Source organism: Paenibacillus sp. P5_B5, assembly GCF_056400365.1.
Window position 1 is genome coordinate 66,907 of record NZ_JBFULK010000014.1, and the last position, 23,364, is coordinate 90,270.

The 23,364-nt window shown below is 41.8% G+C and carries 19 protein-coding genes; 11 read left to right on the top strand and 8 right to left on the bottom strand.

Annotated features, from left to right (window positions below; translation table 11 throughout):
- Positions 1–90: 90 nt before the first annotated feature.
- Complete coding sequence (locus tag AC1DOK_RS17955; RefSeq protein ID WP_477555683.1) at positions 91–3,213, bottom strand: GNAT family N-acetyltransferase; 3,123 nt, start codon at positions 3,211–3,213, stop codon at positions 91–93.
- Positions 3,214–3,724: 511 nt separating this feature from the next.
- Here AC1DOK_RS17955 and AC1DOK_RS17960 point away from each other — a divergent pair.
- The 6 genes from AC1DOK_RS17960 (at position 3,725) to AC1DOK_RS17985 (ending at position 11,369) form a co-directional block, all read left to right on the top strand.
- Positions 3,725–5,593: a bifunctional metallophosphatase/5'-nucleotidase gene (locus AC1DOK_RS17960; RefSeq protein ID WP_477555684.1), complete on the top strand. Its 1,869-nt coding sequence runs from the start codon at positions 3,725–3,727 to the stop codon at positions 5,591–5,593.
- A 244-nt stretch (positions 5,594–5,837) separates the two neighbouring features.
- Positions 5,838–6,488 carry a PAQR family membrane homeostasis protein TrhA gene (gene trhA / locus AC1DOK_RS17965; protein ID WP_477555685.1) on the top strand — a complete coding sequence of 217 codons (651 nt, stop codon included), beginning with the start codon at positions 5,838–5,840 and terminating at the stop codon, positions 6,486–6,488.
- 99 nt (positions 6,489–6,587) lie between these two features.
- A complete protein-coding gene (locus AC1DOK_RS17970) occupies positions 6,588–7,523 on the top strand; it encodes an alpha/beta hydrolase (protein WP_477555686.1) in 936 nt (311 codons plus the stop codon).
- A 177-nt stretch (positions 7,524–7,700) separates the two neighbouring features.
- Complete coding sequence (locus AC1DOK_RS17975) at positions 7,701–8,963, top strand: MFS transporter (RefSeq protein ID WP_477555687.1); 1,263 nt, start codon at positions 7,701–7,703, stop codon at positions 8,961–8,963.
- A gap of 514 nt (positions 8,964–9,477) precedes the next feature.
- The gene (locus AC1DOK_RS17980; RefSeq protein WP_477555688.1) at positions 9,478–10,434 is read left to right on the top strand and encodes a carbohydrate kinase family protein; all 957 of its coding nucleotides are present in this window, start codon (positions 9,478–9,480) and stop codon (positions 10,432–10,434) included.
- The gene (locus AC1DOK_RS17985; RefSeq protein WP_477555689.1) at positions 10,431–11,369 is read left to right on the top strand and encodes a pseudouridine-5'-phosphate glycosidase; all 939 of its coding nucleotides are present in this window, start codon (positions 10,431–10,433) and stop codon (positions 11,367–11,369) included. The genes AC1DOK_RS17980 and AC1DOK_RS17985 overlap by 4 nt, the downstream gene beginning before the upstream one ends.
- A gap of 116 nt (positions 11,370–11,485) precedes the next feature.
- Here the strand turns inward: AC1DOK_RS17985 and AC1DOK_RS17990 are convergent, their stop codons facing one another.
- Complete coding sequence (locus tag AC1DOK_RS17990; RefSeq protein ID WP_477555690.1) at positions 11,486–12,796, bottom strand: polysaccharide deacetylase family protein; 1,311 nt, start codon at positions 12,794–12,796, stop codon at positions 11,486–11,488.
- Positions 12,797–12,982: 186 nt separating this feature from the next.
- Between AC1DOK_RS17990 and AC1DOK_RS17995 the strand changes: the two genes are divergently transcribed.
- Positions 12,983–14,629, top strand: coding sequence for a glutamine--tRNA ligase/YqeY domain fusion protein (locus AC1DOK_RS17995; protein ID WP_477555691.1), 1,647 nt, complete (start codon positions 12,983–12,985; stop codon positions 14,627–14,629).
- 45 nt (positions 14,630–14,674) lie between these two features.
- Positions 14,675–15,013, top strand: a complete 339-nt coding sequence (locus AC1DOK_RS18000; protein WP_477555769.1) for a DsrE family protein — start codon at positions 14,675–14,677, stop codon at positions 15,011–15,013.
- Between the two features lie 259 nt (positions 15,014–15,272).
- On the opposite strand, the gene AC1DOK_RS18005 is transcribed toward AC1DOK_RS18000, so the two are convergent.
- From AC1DOK_RS18005 to AC1DOK_RS18025, 5 genes are all read right to left on the bottom strand, one after another.
- Complete coding sequence (locus AC1DOK_RS18005) at positions 15,273–15,800, bottom strand: GNAT family N-acetyltransferase (protein ID WP_477555692.1); 528 nt, start codon at positions 15,798–15,800, stop codon at positions 15,273–15,275.
- Between the two features lie 11 nt (positions 15,801–15,811).
- Entirely contained in the window at positions 15,812–16,969 is a 1,158-nt protein-coding gene (gene trpB, locus AC1DOK_RS18010; RefSeq protein WP_477555693.1) for a tryptophan synthase subunit beta, read from the bottom strand.
- A gap of 104 nt (positions 16,970–17,073) precedes the next feature.
- Entirely contained in the window at positions 17,074–17,391 is a 318-nt protein-coding gene (locus tag AC1DOK_RS18015; RefSeq protein ID WP_477555694.1) for a DMT family transporter, read from the bottom strand.
- 7 nt (positions 17,392–17,398) lie between these two features.
- Positions 17,399–17,767, bottom strand: a complete 369-nt coding sequence (locus AC1DOK_RS18020) for a DMT family transporter (protein WP_477555695.1) — start codon at positions 17,765–17,767, stop codon at positions 17,399–17,401.
- On the bottom strand, positions 17,764–18,378 hold the full coding sequence (locus tag AC1DOK_RS18025) for a TetR/AcrR family transcriptional regulator (RefSeq protein WP_477555696.1): 615 nt from the start codon (positions 18,376–18,378) through the stop codon (positions 17,764–17,766). The genes AC1DOK_RS18020 and AC1DOK_RS18025 overlap by 4 nt, the downstream gene beginning before the upstream one ends.
- A 123-nt stretch (positions 18,379–18,501) precedes the next feature.
- Between AC1DOK_RS18025 and cls the strand changes: the two genes are divergently transcribed.
- Entirely contained in the window at positions 18,502–20,016 is a 1,515-nt protein-coding gene (gene cls, locus AC1DOK_RS18030; RefSeq protein ID WP_477555697.1) for a cardiolipin synthase, read from the top strand.
- Here the strand turns inward: cls and AC1DOK_RS18035 are convergent.
- Positions 19,997–20,680 (bottom strand): DUF6483 family protein, encoded by a 684-nt coding sequence (locus AC1DOK_RS18035; protein WP_477555698.1) that lies wholly within the window; start codon positions 20,678–20,680, stop codon positions 19,997–19,999. The two genes, cls and AC1DOK_RS18035, sit on opposite strands and share 20 nt — an antisense overlap.
- Positions 20,681–20,926: 246 nt before the next feature.
- Between AC1DOK_RS18035 and AC1DOK_RS18040 the strand changes: the two genes are divergently transcribed.
- Both AC1DOK_RS18040 and AC1DOK_RS18045 read left to right on the top strand, forming a co-directional pair.
- Positions 20,927–21,178, top strand: coding sequence for a hypothetical protein (locus AC1DOK_RS18040; protein ID WP_477555699.1), 252 nt, complete (start codon positions 20,927–20,929; stop codon positions 21,176–21,178).
- Positions 21,179–21,605: 427 nt separating this feature from the next.
- A complete protein-coding gene (locus AC1DOK_RS18045; protein ID WP_477555700.1) occupies positions 21,606–23,351 on the top strand; it encodes an ABC transporter ATP-binding protein in 1,746 nt (581 codons plus the stop codon).
- Positions 23,352–23,364: the final 13 nt, after the last annotated feature.

A 23,364-nucleotide genomic window follows, 5' to 3' on the forward strand; every position in this document is an offset into this window, starting at 1 on the left:
TTGTTGCTCTTCTCATTCTACTACGAAATAGTAGGTGAATAAAGATGGAAAATTCAGTCAATGAAAGGGAATTACTCGATTTATCGAATTTTAGACACCAAATCGAATTTTTTTTAAAGCAGATAGGGCACTTTCCTTTATGATCTGCTCTGTAAATACATAGAATACCGGTGAAGTGAATAGCGTATCCCCATTCTTCATATTCAATAATTGATGGTACGTTAAATTGACAATCTCTTTGTTGAGATAAGCACCAGAACGAATGGAGGCCTCATCTGTAACAACTTGCAGCATTTCTTGACGCTGATTCGATCCAAATACGTAGCTAGATTGCTCTAATGCTTCGATTTCTTTACCTTGATCCCAATAAGTCAGCTCCATTTGGTTCGGATTTATGGTTTTGAACCACCCTTGGGTTTTATCCTCAGCAGGACGCAGGAACATGTTAGTAGACCATTCAAGATTGTTAAAGTAAGTGCCTGTATTCTGCACAATCTTAGTTGTATAGGCAAGTACAGGTACACCAGGAAGCAGGATGTAATATTGTTCAAATGTAAGTCCTTTGTAGCGCTCATGCTTCGTTACTTGATGTCGCATATTAATGCCTTGCCACGTATTTTGCTTGGAATCGATTAACGTCGTAAATTCCGCTTCGGTATGCTCTTTTAGCTGGGAATATGCATTCAAGCCTTGAGGGCTGCTCGATATTCCCCCCATCCAAGGATTCCACCACGACTTGGCAATCATCTCTGGGAATGCAGTATCGAGCCATTCATTCTCCTTATATTGCATAGAGAAGAGGGAAGGGGAGAAGTCAGCAGATGCTTGAATTCGGATGATCCCATTATCAGCAGATAGTATGCTTTTGGCAGATTGAGTAGTTTGGTCTAGAACAATGTGTGCTTTCTGAATAGGAAACAACACCTGATTTAATTTGGCCGTATGCGTCGCAAACTTCGCATCCACATTTGCGATTAGAGGTATTGCAGTGGATTTAGTAGTTAGCGGCATGGGTATTGTATAGCTTGCTTCCCTAGCCATTTGATCTTCTGTATAAATATGAGATTGCCCTATATGCACCCTATTATGATCTAAACCAGCCTTGATTTCTCCTTCAAGTGAATGCAGTTTATGCTCCTTCAGTTTCAACATCGCTTCGTCATGTAATCCTATGAAGGGATTGTGATTATTCACATCCAGCTCTAACGGCTGAACAAGCGCAGGTAATGCTTGAGATGGCACGGATTGCTGTAGTGCGAAAGTGCGAAACTCCTCCCAATCAGCAAATCCTCCAAGTGAAATATATATCGGATCGGTAGTTCTTGTTTCCTTCGGCTGTAAGATCCCAATAGCGGACTCCAAAGTGAAATGCCAGCCCTGAAAATGAATGGTATGTGAATTCGACCAACAGATTCCTCTTGGTGAAGAAGTGTTTCCTTTGGAGAACAACCAGTTCTCACTAACGAGATTAGCATCCCAATCATTGTATTCCCTTCCTTGCGAATCCTCCATCTCAATACATTGTCCCTTATAAGGAAGAATAGATCGATGTAAGCTATGGTAGATTGGATTTAGGAGTGATAACTCTAACGAAGCTTGCTCCTCTGAACGATTATGGATTTCATACCAGTGACGAATGGTTCCATCTGCGTACAATAGTGTATAAGCTCTTAGCACAATGGATTTAAAATCTGTGGAATGGTAGGTTGCTTCCATTCCGATTCCTCCGCCTTCTTCAAAGAATTCTACTTGTTCCGGTCTTCTCTTGGAGAATTCACTGGAATATGGCTTACCAAGCTTCGGCTGTAGGATTTCGGTAGCTGCATCTTTGGTTGTATGCCCAAGTACCAATTCGTTATTTAGCTTGCTCAGTTTACAAATATGCTTCCCATTCGCAATTAGCCAATAATCCTCACACTCACCAGCAAGCTGTGCGCCTATACCTACGAACGGTATTCCGATTTGTTTGTGGAATCGTATTTGACGATCACCGAGCTGTGCTGTAATCTCTATTTCTGCTTCATAAAAACCATGCGCGAGCAAGTGATAAGCAATAGGGATGGATTGACGTTCTTGGCTACCCAAGGCAATAGTGTATTCATATTGTCCAAGATGAAATAGGGAACTCGTTGGCAGTGTAAATGTAAATACAGCATTCTCTGTAAAGCTATTTTCCATATCCAGATAGAGCACAGCATCTTTATGAAGAAATTGCAGTGTGCCAGGCACAATAGTTTTTATTTTGGCAGGATATTTCGGATTGATACCGATTAGGAACAATGCTTTCTGACCATTGATAAGAACATTTGTAGTAACACAAGGATGTGTTCTCCAAATGCTTTGTTCTTCGTTAACGGGTCCTACATAGAATTGACCTGTAAGAACGGTGCGATCTGTTACGTTAACTTCAGTCTTGTAATCGAAGGTAATATTACGGTTGTTCATACCTTCTAATGAGACATCTAGAGGTTTACCCGTTTTGTTGATAATCTCGTACGTAATGGTATAGTTCGAACCAAATACAAGATCTAAGTTCTGAACAGTTGCAACGATCCTGTAATCATTCGTTTCGATTAATCGCAGCCCTCTGCCTCGGCGTTCGAATTCAACACGGAGCTCGTTTTCGTTATGTTTCCATTCATATTCAAAGTAATCATATCCATTATCTTTCCGCCCATCCGGTTCTACGACGATTTGTCTTGTGCAGTCTTGATACCAGTCCGCTTCTCGGAAAAATTCCTGGATCGCCTCCGTACTCAGAACGGTCGGAATGAAGTTCATGAGATGTGTTGTATCATCACGGTCTTCCCAGAAGAAGCCACATTTCTTATAGAGTGGGACTGCTTTGGTATTTCCTGTCCATGTGTATAGGTCGAGTCTAGGCCATCTAAGCTCAATGGTTTTATTAATCGATTCAAGAACAAGTAGTTTACCGATTTTCTGACCATGATAGCCTGGATCAACATTAAGAAGACCAATGTATAGAGCTCCTGTATCCTCTCGGTACTCACATAAGCTGCAGTAGCCAACGACCCGATCTTCATCCAAAGCTAAGAATACGAACATCGAATCGGAATTAGCCTCTTCTTGCAGTACCTGTTCCGTTGTTTTGATATTACTTGCGCCACCCCAGCTGTCTCTGCTTGCGTTCCACATATCTGCAACTGCTGATGCCAACTCAGGTGTATATATCTGAATTTGAATAATTCCCATTGTGTAACCTCCATTATTTGTATAGATGAATCAATTTCAATTGGTTCAAGATAAAATTAAACAGCAAAAAGGGGCCTGCCTAGGCCCCTTCACTATATATATGCTACCAGTTAGCATATATAAGCATCAAAAAAGCCATAGGCGTCATCTTGCACAACCTGTGGCTTGTAAGCTCAATTTCATTAATGAAAATTAATGATGATTCACAGAAGGTGGGATGATATCGATATTTAATTGCTGGGATTGAACGATTAAGTTAGTCATATTAATTTCATCCTCCTTGTTTCATATTTGGTAAGAATCACATTCCGAATTACTACCTGATTATACATCAATTGTTAAATCATGTAAACCATTCTCGTTAAGTTATTTAATTATTCCGAATTAAAGATTCCTCTTTCGGGACAAATCGTTTAGAATTAAGGTGTTTGATGAATCTATTTCAGCGTCTTTGGAACACGTATTGAAATGAGTTCGAGGTAGTTAAATTTGAGAGGAGAAGATCATTTTGGTGAAAAAGTTCAGTAAGATCTTAGTCACGGGTACGATCGCTTCATTGCTCATGATTGGAACTGCAAACGCAGCCCCGCTACAGCCAGTTTCTCATGTAGATTGGATGCAGAAGAAGGCAATTGTTGTTGGGGATAAAGGTGGGGACCTCGCCTTAGAACGTGCAATAACATTGGCTGAGGCTGTTACGTTCGTTGGTCGATTAGCTGGCTTGCCTAATTTGAATGCTACTGCAACAACCCCTCACTGGGCGGGAGGAGCACTTGAAACAGCTGTCAAAATGCAGGCGATAACTATGGATGAGGCTATGAAACCAGATGCACCACTTTCCTCCAAACGAATCAAAGAAATTGCCACTAAGCTTGGTGTTCAGTTAGACATTGTAGATGGTGATACTGTAACACGTAAGCAGTTCCTAGAAGCACTTGGTAGCGCGGCTACTGTACATATTACGCTCGGTCATACGAATGATGTTCATGGACATATTACGGAGAATGTAGGCTCCAAAGAGTTTGGGTATGCCAAAATGGCAACACTCATTAACGACTGGCGCAAAGAAAACAAGAATTTCCTATTGCTAGATGCAGGCGATACGTTTCAAGGATCCATTTATGTAAATCAATCCAAAGGTGAATCGATTGTTTCCATATTGAATTACTTGAAATATGAGGCGATGGCAACAGGTAATCATGAATTTGATTTCGGCTGGGAGCAAGTTTTGAAGCTAGAAGACATGCTTGAATACCCAATGATTAATGCGAATACGTTTAAGGCGGATGGGTCGAATCTACTTGAGCCTGTTCACTACGCCGAAATCGGTGGCAAAACATTCGCATTCCTTGGCTTTGTTACAGAAGAAACTCCGATTGTAACTCATCCTGATAATGTTAAGGGATTAACATTCAAGGATCCAGTAGAAATTGCTAAGAAGTTAGTTCCAGAACTGAAGAAGAAAGCAGATCATGTGGTTGTAGTTTCGCATGTTGGTATTGACGTTGACCGCGAAATCGCTAAGAATGTTCCAGGGATTGATATGATAGTTGGCGGCCACTCACATACACCGCTTAAGACACCTGAAGTTGTTAATGGCACTTATATCGTACAGGATTGGGAATATGGTAAATCATTAGGCCGTGCAGACTTATATTATTTAGGAGAAGAACTTGTTTCATTCTCAGGTGGTCTTAAGCAATATGACGAGAGTGTAGTAGCAGATCCAGAAGTAGCTAAGATGGTAGACGTAATCGCTAAGGATATTGATGAAGTGATGAAAGTTGTTATTGCCAAAACAGAAGTCGCTCTTGATGGTGCACGCGAGAATGTACGTACCAAAGAAACGAATCTGGGTAACCTACTAACGGACATTATGCTCGAGCGTACGAAATCCTTACCTGGCTTTGAAGCAGATGTAGCAGTAACGAATGGCGGAGGAATTCGCGATTCTATTGCAGCAGGTGATATCACGAAGAAAATGCTGTTAACCGTATTCCCATTCCCTAATACACTAGCTGTTGTAGAAGTGAAGGGTAGCGACTTGAAGATCGCGCTTGAAGGCGGGCTAAGTAAAGTAGAAGAGAAAGCAGGCAGCTTCCCACAAATCAGTGGAATGTCACTTGTTTTTGATGCTAAGAAACCAGTTGGTGAGCGTATTACCGAGCTCAAAATTGGTGGCAAGGCGTTAGATCCAGAGAAAACATACCGTGTAGCAACGAATGATTTCCTTGCAGCTGGTGGAGATGGCTATGCTACATTCAAAAAGTCCAAAATGCTGAATACCGGCATCACTTTCTACGATTTGATGGAGGGTACTCTTAGCAAAATGGACAAAATAGCGCCAACAGTTGGCCAGCGGATCGTTCAAGTAAAGTAAATGAAGTGAACTAAAGCGAAGTAGGATATAAAAGCACGCTCGAAGCTATCTTATGAGACAACGGTATCTAAGCAATTATCTTACGAAATCACGGCTCCTCTAGTGGTTTCGTGAGATATTGTTTTTTTCTCCTATCAGAATTCTATAGGCAAGGCAGTATCAATACTCGGAAATGGTCTTTTTGGCGCAAACTTTGGAAAGAGAGTATACTATAGATAACCGCGCTGAAAGGAATGATCTCATAATGGCTAATACGCATACCTATTCACGTAAAGAAGAAATTGCAAATGCGATCACGCATGGAATTGGAGCCATACTTAGTGTAGCAGCTCTTGTGATTCTGATTGTATTTGCTAGCCTATATAGCTCTGCTTGGCATGTCGTAAGCTTTACAATTTATGGCGTGTCTATGTTGTTATTGTTTATTTCCTCAACACTCGTGCATAGCTTCCCTGAAGGGAAGGTTAAGGATTTATTCGAGATATTTGATCACTCTTCGATTTATTTATTTATAGCAGGAACATATACGCCGCTTTTATTTGTAGTCGTCAAAGGCGGAATGGGTTGGACCTTATTCGGAATCATATGGGGTACAGCGATAGCAGGTGTAGCGTTTAAAGCGTTCTTCACCAAAAAATTCCTGTTCCTCTCAACTATATTCTATATTGCAATGGGCTGGCTTATTGTGATCGCATGGAAACCAATTGCGGCTGGACTTGCTGGTGGCGGCTTAACACTGCTTGTTGTTGGCGGCTTATTTTACACACTGGGCACAATTTTTTATATATGGAAGGTATTCCCTTATCATCATGCAGTATGGCATCTATTCGTGCTTGCTGGTGCGATTGCACATTTCTTCATGATTCTGCTTTATGTGCTTCCTATTCCGGTATAAGTCATGCAGTTAATGATTGATGATGTTAATTAAAGGACGCCGCGCAAGAAGGGCGTCTTTTTTTCTTAATGATATAGAAGTCTAAAAAGGAGAGATACAATGACGATTGGTATTATTATCGCAATTTTGGTTTTATTGGCACTTGGGATTGCAGCCTATTTGGTTGTTAGGCATGCCTTTAATCAAGTGACTCGAATGAGAAGATCAACACATGACGAATTATTTAATAAGGTTGAAGCTGAAGGGTTATACACAAGGGAACAATTTGAGCAGCTGAATAAAGAGTCCATTGAGTTAATTAGTAGCGATGGTCTCAAGCTACGCGGCTACTATGTCGATAGTCATCCCAGCTCTAATCGCGTAATCATTTTGGTACATGGATATACAGTCGCATTTCCGTGGATGCTGCAATTTGTTGATTTTTATGTGCGACATGGGTTTAATGTACTGTTCTTCGATCATCGGGGGCATGGTGCTAGTGAAGGCGAATTTGCAACCTATGGATATAAAGAGAAGTACGATCTAAGCTTATGGATTGATTGGGTAGTGAAGCACAAAGGGGAAGACTGCTTAATCGGACTTCACGGTCAGTCCATGGGTGGTGGAACCGTGCTCGAATACGCAGGTATGAATCGACATGAGAAACAGGTTAAATTTATCATAGCCGATTGTCCTTATTCAGATATGACCAAGCTTATGGAGCATCAGCTTCTCAAGCTTAACTCAGTACCTAGATTTCCCTTCTTAATGTGGATTGAACGAATGGTATTTGCACGCGCGGGTTTTCAATTTCAAGGTGTAAGTCCGATTCGTTCGATAAAGAATAGCAAACTTCCCATTTTCTTTATTCATGGTGATGCAGATGCATTTGTGCCAACTTATATGAGTGAAGAGATGTACAAGGAGCAGCGTGAAGGAGAGAATAGACTTCTACTCGTGGAAGGGGCTGTACATGCGGTTGCCTACGGCAAAGACAAGGCTTTATATGAACGTGAGTTAGCTGCATTTATTGATGATACGGTTGGACTTAAATAAGCTGTTTCACCATACATACTTTAGAGGAGAAAATTAGAGAGGTTAGAGGTTGTATATCGGTCTTGAGACTGAGATTAATCTCAATCCATCGTACCTTTCCTTATATTGGATATTATAGTAGACTATGAATGTTCAATAATTAGCTAATTTAGAGAGAGTTATCGGAAGGAGAATTTTATGAGTGACGTAGCAACACCTAGTTCACCTAGTTTATCAGTATTTTTTCGCAATCGATTTGTGCAGGCAATATTAATCTCAACTTTTTTCTTGCAGATCGGAATTTGGGTTCGTAATTTTTCCATTCTACTTTATGTGATGGAGATGACGAATGGAGATGCAAAGGCAGTATCGTTAATTTCAGTAGCGGAATATGCACCAATTTTTATTTTCTCGTTCATCGGGGGCACATTTGCCGATCGGTGGATGCCGAAACGTACGATGATTTGGTGCGATATTCTGAGCGCAGTATCTATTGTTGGCGTACTCGCAGCAATGTCAGTCGGTTCTTGGCAAATAGTATTCTTTGCTACTTTAGTTTCGTCAATTCTTTCTCAATTCTCTCAGCCTTCAGGTATGAAGCTGTTCAAGCTGCATGTACCTGAGGCATTAATCCAAATGGGAATGTCCCTATATCAAACGATGTTTGCATTATTTATGATTCTAGGTCCGGTAATCGGAACATTCGTATTCCAACACTATGGGATCAAAGTTGCAATCGGTATTATGGGCGTCGCTTTTCTGTTATCTGCAGCTACACTTACATTCATCCCCAAAGATCGCCGAGTGGAAGTGGATAAAACGGAATCACACATATGGGAAGAAATGAAGGGTGGATTCCGCTATGTATGGTCTAGTAAAATCCTTTCCAAGCTAGGTGGTGCCTTTGTTGCAGCAGGACTTGGTCTTGGGATCATTAATCCACTGGGGATCTTTATTGTAACGGAACGTTTAGGATTGCCCAAAGAGAATTTACAATGGTTTACGCTTGTAGCTGGTGTAGCGATGATTATAGGTGGCATACTAGCGATGAGTTTCTCTAAGAAGGTATCACCTCAGAAGCTACTAGCATTTGGGATGGCAGTGAATGCCATTACACTGTTGATCTTCGGATTATCAACAAACTTCTATTTAACGATGGTCGTACAGTTCTTCAGTTCATTGGTATTACCTTGTATACAAATTGGTATTAATACAATGATTTTGCAGAATACAGCAGAATCTCATTTAGGAAGAGTAAATGGAATTCTGAATCCTCTTTTCATGGGCTCCATGGTTATTACGATGTCTATGGCAGGCTGGCTCAAGGATGTGTTCACCTTGGTGCCATTGTATGGTGCTGCAGCCGTCTTATTCGTAATCGGTGTTATAGTAATTGTGCCTTTGTTTAAGCATAGAGCAGAACCGATCAACACTGCACCGAAGGTTGTTTCAGAAGGGTAATGGAGTCCAACCTTAAATAATCTTGTCCATCAAGCCTCCTGCTGAATCTATGAGATTCCTACAGGAGGTTTTTTTACGTAATATAGAAGGCTCAACACCAAAATCAGTGCTTGAAAAATTGTAATGGTGCCGATATATAACCGCTGCGTGGACGGATTGTCCTTACGATCGCTGTTGCCCCCAGATTTCTTGATCTTATACCGCTTATAGCGGTAGAAATCCGGTGGCAAAGGCGAACGCTTCGCTTCTCCAGGACAATTCCGTCCCCTCCGCTACGATCTGTATATGGTTCTGTCTATACCAAGCACTGATTATGATTTAGAGCCATATAGAATTTATAACTTTCAGATCATAAATTCTAAGTATCACCTTATGTAACGCATCCCATCTGATCAAGACGGTGAAACCACTACTTATCGCTTAAACTATCTAATTAATCAGACTAGTAGATAAATTGTTAAAATGATAGAATTATGAGATAAAGGGGATTTGCGCTATGAACAACGGCTTACACATGCAACAGACAAAGTTATTGCAACTCAAGTCTCGAATTACCTGCATCGGTGCGGTCAATTTGGATCGCAAAGCAATCGCAAAGCAGCCGCTTGTCATACATACGTCGAATCCCGTTGTGATGAGTGAATCCTGTGGGGGAGTCGCTCGCAATATCGGAGAGAATCTCGTGCGTCTTGGATGTGAGATCGGGGTGTTATCTTGCATTGGTGATGATGGGGAAGGTCGTTATATTAAAGAGGAATCGATAAGACTCGGGATAGAAGTCGATTCGATCAGAACAATGAATGATGCCCGCACCGGTACGTACACTGCGCTGTTAGATACATCTGGTGAGATGTTCGTTGCATTAGCTAATATGGATATTTACGATTTAATGACTACGGATATGATAGACGAGGTATGGTCTATAGTCGCTTCTTCCCATATGGTGTTGCTAGATACGAATTTCCCAGTAGATTGTATAGCGCATATTATACAGCGTTGTCAGGCAGAAAGTATTGCGCTGTATGTAGATCCCGTTTCCACTCCTAAAGCTATGAAGCTGCCGAGTTCACTTGTTGGTATAGAAGCGATTCTACCAAATCGGGATGAAGCGGAAACGATGAGTGGGATGCAAATTACCACAATTGCTGATTGTCGTGAAGCATGTGCAGCTATCCGCGCACGAGGAGCCCGAAATGTAATTATTACATTAGGTGCACAAGGAATTTATTGTTCCACCCCTGATGGGGATGCTCATATTCCAGCCATGATGGTAGATGTTGTTGATGTGACTGGTGCCGGGGATGCATTCGCAGCAGGACTGCTTTATGGGATATCACAAGGGAAGAACATTGAGGATGCTTGCCGCTTAGGCGTAGCCGCATCTGCATTGACATTGCAGACCGTCTACTCCGTATGGCCTGATCTAAGTGTAGATCAACTAAATCGACTTGTAGAGGAGCAATTTTCATGAAATCATACCTTACTTATACAGAAGAAGTTCAGCATGCACTAGATCATCATTTACCGATTGTCGCACTTGAAACAACGATTATTTCACATGGGATGCCTTACCCACAGAATGTAGAAATGGCACGTGATGTTGAACGGATTATACGTAATCAAGGCGCAGTTCCAGCTACGATCGGAATAATGGACGGCAAAATTAAGATTGGACTGAATGCAGAGGAGTTAGAACGCTTTGCTACGGATTCAACAGTAGAGAAGGTAAGCCGTCGCGATTTTGCTTATCTACTTGCAACAGGGCGTATTGGGGCGACGACTGTAGCAGGAACGATGATTGCTGCACAGCTGGCGGGCATTAAAGTATTTGCTACAGGTGGTATCGGAGGCGTACATCGCGAAGGTGAAATTACATGGGATGTATCTGCTGATTTAACAGAGCTTGCGCAGACGAATGTAGCTGTTATTTGTGCAGGCGCGAAGTCGATATTAGACATCGGTCGCACACTGGAATATTTAGAGACACACGGTGTACCAGTGGTTGGGTATCAATCAAGTGAATTCCCATCCTTCTACTCCAGAGAAAGTGGCTACGGCGTTGACTTCCGTATGGATGAGCCTAGTGAAGTGGCAGACTTCTTACACACGAAGTGGGATTTAGAGCTTCAGGGTGGTGTAATTATTGCGAATCCAGTTCCAGAAGCAGCTGCTCTACCTTACAATGAAATCGAATCAACGATCCTTCAAGCATTAGAGGAAGCCAAGCAATTACATGTGACAGGTAAGAAAGTAACGCCGTTCCTCTTAGCCAAAATTAAACAGCTAACGGAAGGTCGTAGCTTGGAGACAAATGTTGCATTAGTTAAACATAATGTTGAAGTAGCGGCCAAGATAGCTGTTGCGCTGAATGAGAAGGAAGTTGAAGCACAGCTTCATAAGGTATAACGATAAGCAAATAACCATAAGTAGTACCATTAGCTATCATGATAAGCAATGCAATGTGACAAGGGCAGAGTAACCGGAATATTCTACGGTCTCTGCCTTTGCATTTGTCTTGTATTTTAATTTTCCATTGCTTGTGCATAACGTTCCTCTAAAGTTTTACGAGACATCGCGATTGTTTTGGGAACTAGCATCTCGGAACGAAGCTTCAGCCGATCATTACCATCAGGATGAAGAGCAAATAATAGCACTTTTAAATATTTCTGAGTCATGCGGGCAAATAATCCATCTGGCAAATCATAAACCGAGAACCCGAGATGTTTAGCACCACGGTGAATCATGGACACACCATATAGTCCTTTGATTTTATTACTGTGAGGATCGGTTACTATCTTGTGAAGAACATAGGGTAAGCTCTTCTGTGTTTGTCTAATAATTTTGGTAGCTAGTTGAACGCTATTCTTATATTCCAAGCTCATATGTACGAACATTCGATTATCAAAATGCAGCTCAGCGATTGTATCGCCTTTCACAATGGATTCGCCGCCCTGTAAGTTAATTGTCTCTGAACCTGTATATTTACGCATTCTGAGCTTAATTAACGGAAATTGCTCATTCACAGTACGAACCTTGAATAGTTTGCAAAAGCAGTAGTCCCAAGCTAACCATAGCTTGATGAGTAGTTTTTTGGACCATTTCAGCTGTTTGAATGGGTTGTTGTTCGTCTTGTCCATTAATTGATCAATTCGAACAGCTTTATAGCCACGTGCATGAATATGCTCGATTGCACCAGCTAGCCCTTGAAGCATATTACGAGGGGCACCTTCATCTGCACCGGGAGTATCCCCACTATCATGCAGTAGAATAATGGAGCCTGGTTTAATATTCTTGATTAACGTACGTTTAAGTTTATCTGCGCCAACCTTTTCATTCCAATCCCGAGCCATAACTGACCACAGAATAATCCGATAGGACTTACGTAAGGTAATAAAATCACCCATATTCAGAATGCCCCATGGTGGGCGATAATAGGTTGGTCGTTCCCCGATGATTTGCTCGACAATATCAGCTGTTCGCTCGACTTGCATGCGTTTCACTTTCCAAGGCGTCATGAACCAGTTGGCATTATGGGTATAATTATGAATACCTATTTGATGTCCTTCTTCATGTATGTGTCGTATAAGTTCGGGATATTTCTCTGCCTTACTCCCTAGAACGAAGAAAGTGGCCTTCATATTATTACGTTGTAGCAATTCAAGAAGCTCTGGTGTATACCTGGGGTCGGGTCCATCATCAAACGTAAAAGCAATCTGCTTGCCCTTTCTTCCTTTACTGAAAACACCGAAGCCAAAAATACGCGTAATAAAGTAGGGAATGACCATGTAAATAGTAACAAATGGAAAAAGTAAGATAGTTATTAAATTTTGCATGAAACAGTCAGACTCTCCCTTCAAAAAAACCACTTTAATTGTAACATTTGTGTGAAGTTCTTGGAATATGAAATCAACATTTTGTAAGATATTGAACTCTTAGCCCGTAATAGGTATGATGGAATACAAAGAAAAAGTTCAGGCTTACATTAGATATGGGTTCGTCAATAAGAAAGGTTGAGGATGATGGAGAGTAAACCGAGTTCTTCTAATTTTATTAAGAATATTATAATGGAGGATCTGCGTAATGATACCGTTAAAGAAATTGTAACACGGTTTCCGCCAGAGCCTAATGGTTATTTACATATCGGACATGCCAAAGCCATTTGTTTAAACTTTGAGCTGGCCGATGAATTTAAAGGCCGCACGAATTTACGGTTTGATGATACGAATCCGGCCAAAGAAGATGTGGAATACGTTGAATCCATTAAAGCTGATGTAGAGTGGCTAGGATTTGAGTGGGACGGATTATTCTTTGCTTCGAATTATTTTGACCAAATGTATGAGTGTGCCTTGTTGTTAATCCGCAAGGGTAAAGCTTATGTATGCGATCTGAATGCTGAACAAATGCGTGAGACACGCGGTACATTAACAGAGCCTGGTCAGAATAGTCCTTATCGTGATCGCAGTGTAGAGGAGAACCTCGACTTGTTTAAGCGTATGAGGGCTGGTGAGTTCCCAGATGGAGCCAAGGTGTTACGCGCCAAAATTGATATGTCTTCTCCCAATATGAATTTACGTGACCCAGCCCTTTACCGAATTTCGCATGCTGAGCATCACAATACAGGAGATAAATGGTGTATCTATCCGATGTATGATTACGCACATCCACTTGAAGATGCGATTGAAGGTGTAACGCATTCCTTATGTTCTCTCGAATTTGAGGATCATAGACCTTTATATGATTGGGTAATTGAGGAATGCGAGATGGCTTCCCGTCCGCATCAATACGAGTTCGCTCGCCTTAATATTACGAATACCGTTATGAGCAAAAGAAAGCTAAAGCAACTAGTCGACGAAAGCTTCGTAGACGGTTGGGATGACCCTCGCATGCCGACGATCTCTGGCTTACGCCGCAAAGGCTATACACCGAATGCGATTCGTACTTTCTGCCGTGAAATCGGTGTTACTCGCAGCAACAGCTTAGTTGACGAGAAGATGCTAGAGCATTTTATTCGCGAAGATTTGAAGTTAACTGTTCCACGTACGATGGCAGTAATTAATCCGCTTAAAGTCGTTATTACGAATTACCCAGAGGGTCAAGTTGAGATGCTTGAAGCGGAGATTAATCCAGAGAATCTAGAAATGGGCATGCGCCAAATTCCATTCTCACGTGAAATTTATATTGAGCAAGACGATTTTATGGAGAATCCTCCAAATAAATATTTCCGTCTGTTCCCTGGCAACGAGGTTCGTTTGAAGAATGCTTACTTCATCAAATGTGAAGATGTTATTAAGGATGCTGACGGTAATGTTATCGAGCTGCATTGTACGTATGACATTGAAACGAAGAGTGGTAGTGGCTTTACAGGTCGTAAGGTCAAAGGCACAATTCACTGGGTTGAGGCAACACAAGCGATTCCTGCAGAGTTCAGACTCTATGAGCCGCTGATCCTTGATGGCAATGAAGAAGGCGACTTCCTAAGCAATGTGAATCCGAACTCACTTGAAATCCTGAACGGGTTTGTTGAACCTAACATGAAGGACGTAGGCCCGAATGACAAGTTCCAGATTTTCCGCCATGGTTATTTTAATGTTGATCCTAAGCTAACGACAGCAGATCATCTCGTATTCAATCAGACGGTATCCCTAAAAAGCTCGTTTGTCGTTTAATATAGTTCAATCGAAACATGATCATGAGGAGAGTGTGACATGAGTATGGATAAGAAAGTCATTCTAGTTGCTTCTGATACCTTTGGTAAAGGAGAACGCGAACTTGGTGAAACTGTGCTCGAAACATTCTTTACCTTACTTAAGCAGCAGGAAGCATTACCTCATGCTGTGTTCTGCATGAACAGCGGTGTAAAGGCACTGACAAGCGCTTCACTAACTTCGGTGCATCTGCACGAGTTAGAGCAGAAAGGTGTGCAGGTCATCGCCTGCCGCACCTGTGTGGACTACTACGGCGTAGAACAAGACCTCACCGCTGGTAAGATTGGTGGAATGAATGACTTCATTCGCTTAGCGAGTGAATATGAGATCATAACGATTTCGTAAAATATATTGCATATCAATTGCATATCAAAATAAAGGAGGGCGTATGCTGCAAAGCATCGCCATCCTTTTTTATTTAACAAGAAGGGTAGGAAAGTAAGAGGAATATAGGGAAGTTTGAGCTATGCCTCTATACTTTGTGGTATGAAGAATCAGCCCCAGAAGAACAAAACAGCCGACCCGGTATAAACCTGATCGGCTAATTTTTGCAAACAGCTGAGCTGTTATTGTTCTTGTTTCTCTTAGCATACTAACTGAGAAATTACTCCTGATGTTTCTCTATGGCATACAACCTCGTAATAATCCCGCGATTGCGTTCATTAGGGAACTCTTTTTCAAGCGTCATTCCGATTTTCTCGGCAACTCGCTGTGACAGGATATGATTCGTAGGCATATTAGCGCATAATCGGTTCAAGCCTAATACATCAAAAGCGTAATTCTTACAGGCTTCAGCAGCTTCTGAAGCATAACCTTCATTCCACAAGTACTTATGAATGATATATCCAAGATCATTCTCAATCTGACCATCAATTTCGATCTGATTAATACCACAATCGCCAATGATCATTCGAGTTTCTTTGGATACAATCGCCCATCTTCCGAAGCCTTGTTCATCATAATTATAGAGGTTGTCTTCGATCCAATCTCCCGCCTGTTCAAGGGTGAAGGGAGCTGGCCAGAAAGACATCGTCATGGGGTCAGAAAGAATCATATGAAGCTGTACTAAATCCTCTGGTACATATTCACGAATGATCAATCTTTCAGTCTCTAAGATCTGGATGACATTCAACCTCCCACAATTTACTTTTGAAGCATTTGGAACACTTGCTCAACATCCTTGTCGCCACGTCCTGACAGATTCACAATGATGATGCTGTCTTTAGGCATGGTTGGTGCAATCTTGATTGCATGTCCAATGGCATGAGAGCTTTCGAGAGCTGGGATAATACCTTCTGTACGAGAAAGCACTTGGAAGGCTTCGAGTACTTCATTATTTCTAATCGTGACATACTCAGCACGTTCGCTTTCTTTCAAGTGACTGTGCTCGGGTCCAACTCCAGGATAATCAAGTCCTGCTGCAATGGAATACGTTTTGCGGGGCTCGCCGTTCTCATCGAGTAGAAGCAAGCATTTGAATCCATGAAGGACACCAGGTATGCCTTCTTTCATTGTCGGAGCTTGATCTGGTTCTACACCAATCAATCGTACTGAAGGCTCATCGATATAGTGAGCGAATGCACCTATTGCGTTACTACCACCGACACAAGCGATTACCGCGTCAGGCAAGCGTCCTTCTTTGTCAAGAATTTGGCGCTTAGATTCTTCACTAATAATCGACTGAAAATGCTTAACCATCGTTGGGAATGGATGTGGACCGACAGCTGAGCCTAGCAAATAGAAGGTTGTTTTGTAATTAGCGATTAAATCATTTAACGCTTCATCAACAGCATCCTTTAGTCTAGCTTGCCCTTTAGTAACGGCTACAACCTTTGCACCAAGTAATTCCATGCGGAATACATTAAGTGCTTGTCTGCGCGTATCTTCTTCACCCATATAAATAACGCATTCCATGCCGAACATTGCACAGGCCGTTGCAGTTGCAACACCATGCTGCCCTGCGCCAGTCTCAGCAATGATACGTTTGGCACCCATACGCTTCGCGAGTAGGATTTGACCGATTGCATTATTAATTTTGTGTGCACCAGTATGGTTCAAATCTTCTCTTTTGAGATAAATTTTGGCGCCACCTAGCTTATTCGTTAGACGCTCCGCATACGTTAATGGATTCTCACGCCCAACATACTCTTTCATGTAATACCTAAGCTCATCTTGGAATTCGGGGTCATTTTTGTACTTCTCGAAATTCTCTTCTAAATGATCCATGACCTCTTGCAGTTCAGGTGGTACATAACTACCACCGAATTGACCGAAATAACCCTTTGCTTCTACTATGCTCATCTCAGGCTAACCTCCACTCAGAAATTAAATCAATTTTACAAGAAGTTGAAGTTCTTGTACATGATCAATCAAAATCTTTTATTAAGGAGATATTCTATTTACACTTAGGAAGCTAACAGCTTTAACCCAACAGCAGATACTAAGATCATCGAAATGAATAAGAACCGTTTCCACTCTCTAGATTCACCGAATACAAGCATACCAAGAACAGCACTTCCGGCAGTCCCGATTCCTGTCCAAACCGCATAGGCGGTTCCCATAGAGATGGTGTTCATCGCATAGGAAAGGAGGAAGAAGCTCATCCCGAATGCTGCAGCTAAGAATAGGTACGATAGAATATTTTTGTTGTGGTTTACCCGATTAATCGCAAGTACCCCAAGGACTTCGCATCCACCAGCTATAAAAAGAGCGATCCATGCCATCTAAGCTTCAGCTCCTTTCTTGTTTGATATGTTTTGTAGATTGGTTTGCTGATGTATTCTCTTCCTTGGTAATGAGCTTGAGGCCCAGTACGCCTGAAAGTAAGACTAGAATAAAAATAGCTTTAATAAAGCTGAAGGGCTCGCCGAAGATCAGGATTTCAGCAATAACGGTTCCGCATGTTCCTAGCCCAGTGAATACGGCATATACAGTTCCAAGCGGGAGCTTCTTAGCTGCACGAATGAGTAGGTCGAATGAAGCTGCGATGGCGAGTATGGTGATTGCCCATTGCCACATATGCACAGCATGCTTGAGTCCAGAAACCCATACGACCTCGAGTACCCCTCCCATAAAGACATACATCCAGTTGCGATTCATAGTTGATCCCTCGATTCTGAGTACGATTGTTGTATATAAGCTTGCAGACCAAGGTAATAAAAGTCCCAGCTCGCTTCTAATCTTTGTTTAAACCGACTTGGCCCTCCATACAGCAATTCGACGAGCACACCGTCCATTAGACATAAATAAGCTTTAGCAGCTTTATGTGGATTGAATGAATTAGGGTACCCAGAATGTGTTCCTGGGGTAAATAGGTTAACGAGTAGCGCCTCTAAGTGATCTAGGTAAGTGTATACATAGACCATTACTTGGTCATACAAAGCTGTAGGCGGAAAAAAACTCATACGCAGCATAAACTTTGTGCGTTCACTTTGTTCGTAACGTTCCTGATAATAGAGAAGAAAACCATACAATAGTTCTTCGAAGGAATCATTCGAATGTTCGGTTAGATATGCTTGTGATACAAGGGTTTCTGCTGCAAAAGTATCTTCAATAACATGGAGAAGCAGATCTTCTTTGCATTTGAAATGTGCATATAAAGAAGGCTTCTTAATCCCAACTTCTTCTGCAATATGTGCGAGTGATGAGCCTGAATAGCCAGATGTGGCAAAATGCTTTAAGGCCACTTCTTTGATCCGATTAGCAGTCATATACATTCACCTCAAGTTTAACTACCTAACGATCGTTAGGCGAAGTAAATATCTCATATCTGGTCTTTAAAGTCAACGATTTGTTATACTTAAGCATAGATACTAATGAGAGGGGGGAGCTTGATGCTCAAACGATCCGTCCAAGTTGCCATACTATTACTTGCAGTAACGAGCCCGCTCTATTACATGAATGAACATCTGTATGGGCAGATTGCTTTTTTTACAAGTATTCTTACTTCCTTAACTGTTCTATTTGTGGGCCTAGTTATTTTTATGGAGAATCGCAATCCTTCGAGCACGATGGCATGGATTCTAATATTAGCTTTAGTGCCTGTTGTCGGTTTTATATTCTACTTGTTATTCGGTCAAAATTATCGCAAACGTCGCAAGTTCGATCGCAAAGCGATGCAGGATGCCCAGATGTATATTTCCTTCGAGGATTTACAGAAGGATAAAATATATGATTATCAGCATTATCCGATTAATCAACAGCGTCTGTTTCATCTAGCTAATAAAGTATCCAAAAGCCATATCTCCACAGCAACTAAAACGAAAGTTCTGACAGATGGGATCATGACCTTCGCGGCGATTATACAAGAGTTAGATAAAGCTGTCCATCATATTCACATTGAGTATTATATCTACCGTGATGACGAAATCGGCAGGCAAATTAAGGATATACTCATTCAGAAAGCGAAGGACGGGATCAAGGTACGCTTTCTATATGATGCGGTGGGAAGCTATAAGCTTCCTTTGTCATTTGTGGAGGAAATGCGTGTGGCTGGGATCGAGGCAATCGCATTTGATCCTGTTTCTTTCCCTCTATTCTCAAGCAAGGTGAACTACCGAAATCATCGTAAAATTATTGTGATTGACGGGCGGATTGGATTTGTCGGGGGATTAAATGTCGGAGATGAATATTTAAGCAGGAGCAAAACATACGGCTTTTGGCGTGACACGCATATCCTTGTCAAAGGCGAGGCAGTGAGAACTTTACAATTTATTTTCATGTCTGATTGGTATCACATGACGGGTCAGACATTTTCCAATCAAGCTTACTTGTCGCCGGCATTAGAGGAAACACTGAATGATGGTGCGGTACAAATCATAGCAAGCGGTCCAGACCAGGAAGTAAGAACACTGAAGAATTTATTCTTCTCTATGATCACATCAGCAGAGAAGTCGATCTGGATTGCTTCGCCTTATTTCATCCCGGACGATGATATTTTTACCGCGCTTAAGGTAGCTGCAATGTCTGGAATTGATGTCAAAATTCTGTTTCCCAAAAAACCAGATAAATGGTTGCCTTATCTCGCGTCACATTCTTATTTTCCTGGGTTAGTTGAAGCTGGGGTTGGTATTTATGAGTATGAACGGGGATTTATGCATTCCAAAATCCTAATCGTTGATGGAGTCATGGCATCGATTGGAACGGCTAATATGGATATGCGTAGCTTTCATTTGAATTTCGAGGTCAATGCATTTTTATATGGAACGCAAAGTACGCAGAAGTTAGTTGTTGATTATCAAGCTGATCTACTTGAATCTACGATGATCAATCGTGAACAGATCAAGAAAAGACGCTATGGTGTTCGATTCCTTGAATCTGCTGCGAGGCTTATGTCACCGCTTTTGTGAGGCGGTCTAACTCTTCGATACCATCGTAAATTTCTTGTCGTGGTAAGTTACCCTGTAGAAGCTGCTTATCATCAAGTGCTAGTAATCGTTCGTAGAAGGCGTTGCCCTTCGCGATCCAATGAACAAGCTCATTGTCATCTAGCTCACTAATTCTCTCTAAAGCATCGAAAAGGACGTTCTCGGCATTAGCATATTGGCCTGTACGTTCCAAGTATCCGAGAAGACCGAGCGATGTATCGAGGGGGATCTCATAATCATGTAGCTGTAGTAGCAAGGATTCGATAGAATTAACTGCTTGGGAAACATGTTCTTCATCTGGTAGGGCAGCATAAGCAAGCATGAGATGAAGAGATTTCAACGAACGCTCATTGCCAGCAGTTTCGTAGCCAGCCATTCGTTGTAGTTCACCGTCTTCTTTGAGAAGAGTGGCGAGCGTGTATAACTTGTCTCTTCCAGCTAAGGTATCTAGACTACACATACGAACGAGCTCTTGCACGTGTAGTGAGTTTAATAGTTTAGAGCTCAGGCCAAATTCACCTTTGAGGAATTCATCAATAGTCTGCATCGCAAGCTTTGGTTTTTGCTCTTGTTTTAATCCTAGAATCGTGCTTAATACAGAAGTAAGTTGTTCAATCTGCCTTAGCAAATAATCTCTTCCTGGCATAGATGCTTCCCCTCTCAATTGGATAAGAATGTAATAAAGATTAAACTGATTGTAACGTAATGGCTCAGAGCATATCAAGTAAACAACAGAAAAGAGCTCCCTAAAGACATTTAGTGTCATTAAGGAACTCTTTTATTTACGTTCTAGTTTAGTTAAGATCTACAGCGTCTGGTGTTTTGAATAAGTTGGGTTGATAAAGCGAACGCTAGTTGTTGAAGAATCACTTCAAAGTGGAGGGGTTAAGTTATGGTAGACAACGATTCAAGTGTTCAAGCCCAAAGTCCGTTAGCACAAGCGCAAAACTCGTTAGATCATGCGTATAATGCAATTTCTCATGCAATGAGTCATCCGAATGAGGAAACCATCCAGGATGCGGAGCATGCACTGCTAAGAGCAGAGCATGCGGTTGATGGAGCGGACAATGATCCGAACCAGGCAGCTGTTACAAGTTTGAAATCTGCCCTGCAAGAAGAACAGGAAAATCTTGATAGCGTGTAGATGGTTTGTAAATATAGGCATGAATGGAATTTGTTGAAGCTAGAAAATTTTCCTAAATTATGTGTTGACAGATTGTTTTAAGCAATGTTAGAATTCTCGACATGAGTTAAAACTTGGTAAATTATTCTGATTTAAAGGAGGGCGTCAAGATGAAACAATTTATGCCGAATACACGACGACTAATTGCATATAAACTTCATGTAACCCTTCCTATAGTGAGAGTAAGTTAGCAAGCGAACTGTTCACTAAAGGTATTAATAAGTGTCGTCATATGACGCGCAGGGTTGCAGGATAGACTGCAGCTACTGCGCTTTTTTATGGTTCTATACCTGAGAGGCGTATCTCGCTAGCAATAGCGATACGTCTCTTTTTTTGTGAATAAGAAAGGTAAGTAAATTGTACTTAGGGTTTGAAAGGAAGTGACAATATGTTTGATGTTTTTATGAAATTGGGTTGGTTTTTTAAACTGGAATGGAAAAGATATGCGCTTGCCATCGGTTTCTTAATGGTAGCTAACGTATTCGAGGTTGTTCCACCCAAGCTACTTGGACTCATGATTGATGCTATTCAATTGGGTACGCTGACCACGAATGAATATTGGCTGTATATTGGGATCGGCGCGTGTATTGTCGTCATCGCTTATGGGATTAACTACACTTGGCATTACAATTTATTCAGAGGTTCCTTTCTAGTCGAGCGAATTCTTCGCACGAAGTTCATGTCTCACTTATTACGGATGACTCCAACGTTCTATGAACGCAATCGTACAGGGGATTTGATGGCTAAAGCTACGAACGATTTAAGAGCCGTTTCAATTACAGCTGGCTTTGGGATTCTAACTTTGGCTGATTCAACGATGTTTCTGCTTACCATTCTCGTTATGATGGGCGCATTCATCTCATGGAAGCTGACGATAGCTGCATTCTTGCCGCTACCTCTTATTGCATTAGCAATCAAGCACTATGGCTCCAAAATTCACGATCGGTTCGATGCTGCTCAGAAAGCTTTTGGCGGAATGAATGATTCTGTACTTGAGTCTGTTGCAGGTGTACGTGTCTTACGTGCTTACGTGCAGGAGCAAGCAGATCATAAACGGTTTGAGGATGTAACGAATGATGTGTATCAGAAGAATGCATCCGTTGCAAAGATTGATGCTTTATTCGATCCAACGATCAAAATATTAGTCGGTTGCTCGTATCTAATTGGTCTTGGTTATGGTGCTTATCTGGTATTTCACAATGAAATTACACTTGGTGAGCTAGTCTCATTCAACGTATATCTTGGTATGCTGATTTGGCCGATGTTTGCTCTTGGTGAATTGATTAATATTATGGAGCGCGGCGGTGCTTCACTTGATCGCGTGAATGAGACACTCGCTTATACACCGGATGTTCAGGATGCATCAGAAACGGTTGATGTTAAGCATCCAGAGACGATCACGTTCCGTGATGTTAACTTCCGTTATCCATCGTCAGAGAGGGATAATCTGCAGGATGTAACCTTTACCTTAACACGTGGAGAAACACTTGGTATTGTAGGACGGACTGGAGCGGGTAAGACAACACTCGTGAAGCAATTGCTTCGTGAATATCCAGTGCCAGCAAGCGGTGAAATTGCTATTGCTGGCGAGTCAATTGCTCATATCGCGGCGGATCGTCTGCACAGCTGGATCGGTTATGTGCCGCAGGATAGCATGCTGTTCTCTAAGTCCATACAAGATAACATTCGCTTTGGTAAGCAGGATGCGACGGAGGATGAAGTTCTGTATGCACTTGAATTAGCTTCTTTCCGTCAAGATATCAGCGTGTTGCCAAATGGAATTCAGACACTTGTTGGAGAAAAGGGAATGGCTTTATCTGGTGGACAGAAGCAGCGGGTATCGCTCGCACGTGCACTTATGGCTGACCCAGATATTCTCATCTTAGATGATGCCATGTCGGCAGTTGATGCGAGGACAGAGGCTCGTATTATTGAGAATATTCGCCGTGAGCGAGCAGGTCGCACGACGCTGATCGTAACGCATCGTCTCTCAGCTGTTCAGCATGCGAATCATATCCTTGTAATGGATGAAGGCCAAGTGGTGGAACAGGGGACTCACGAGGAATTACTTGCTCTTGGAGGATGGTATAAAGAGCAATTCGATAGACAGCAGACGGAAGCGGATTTAGAGTAAGAAGGGGTGTGAG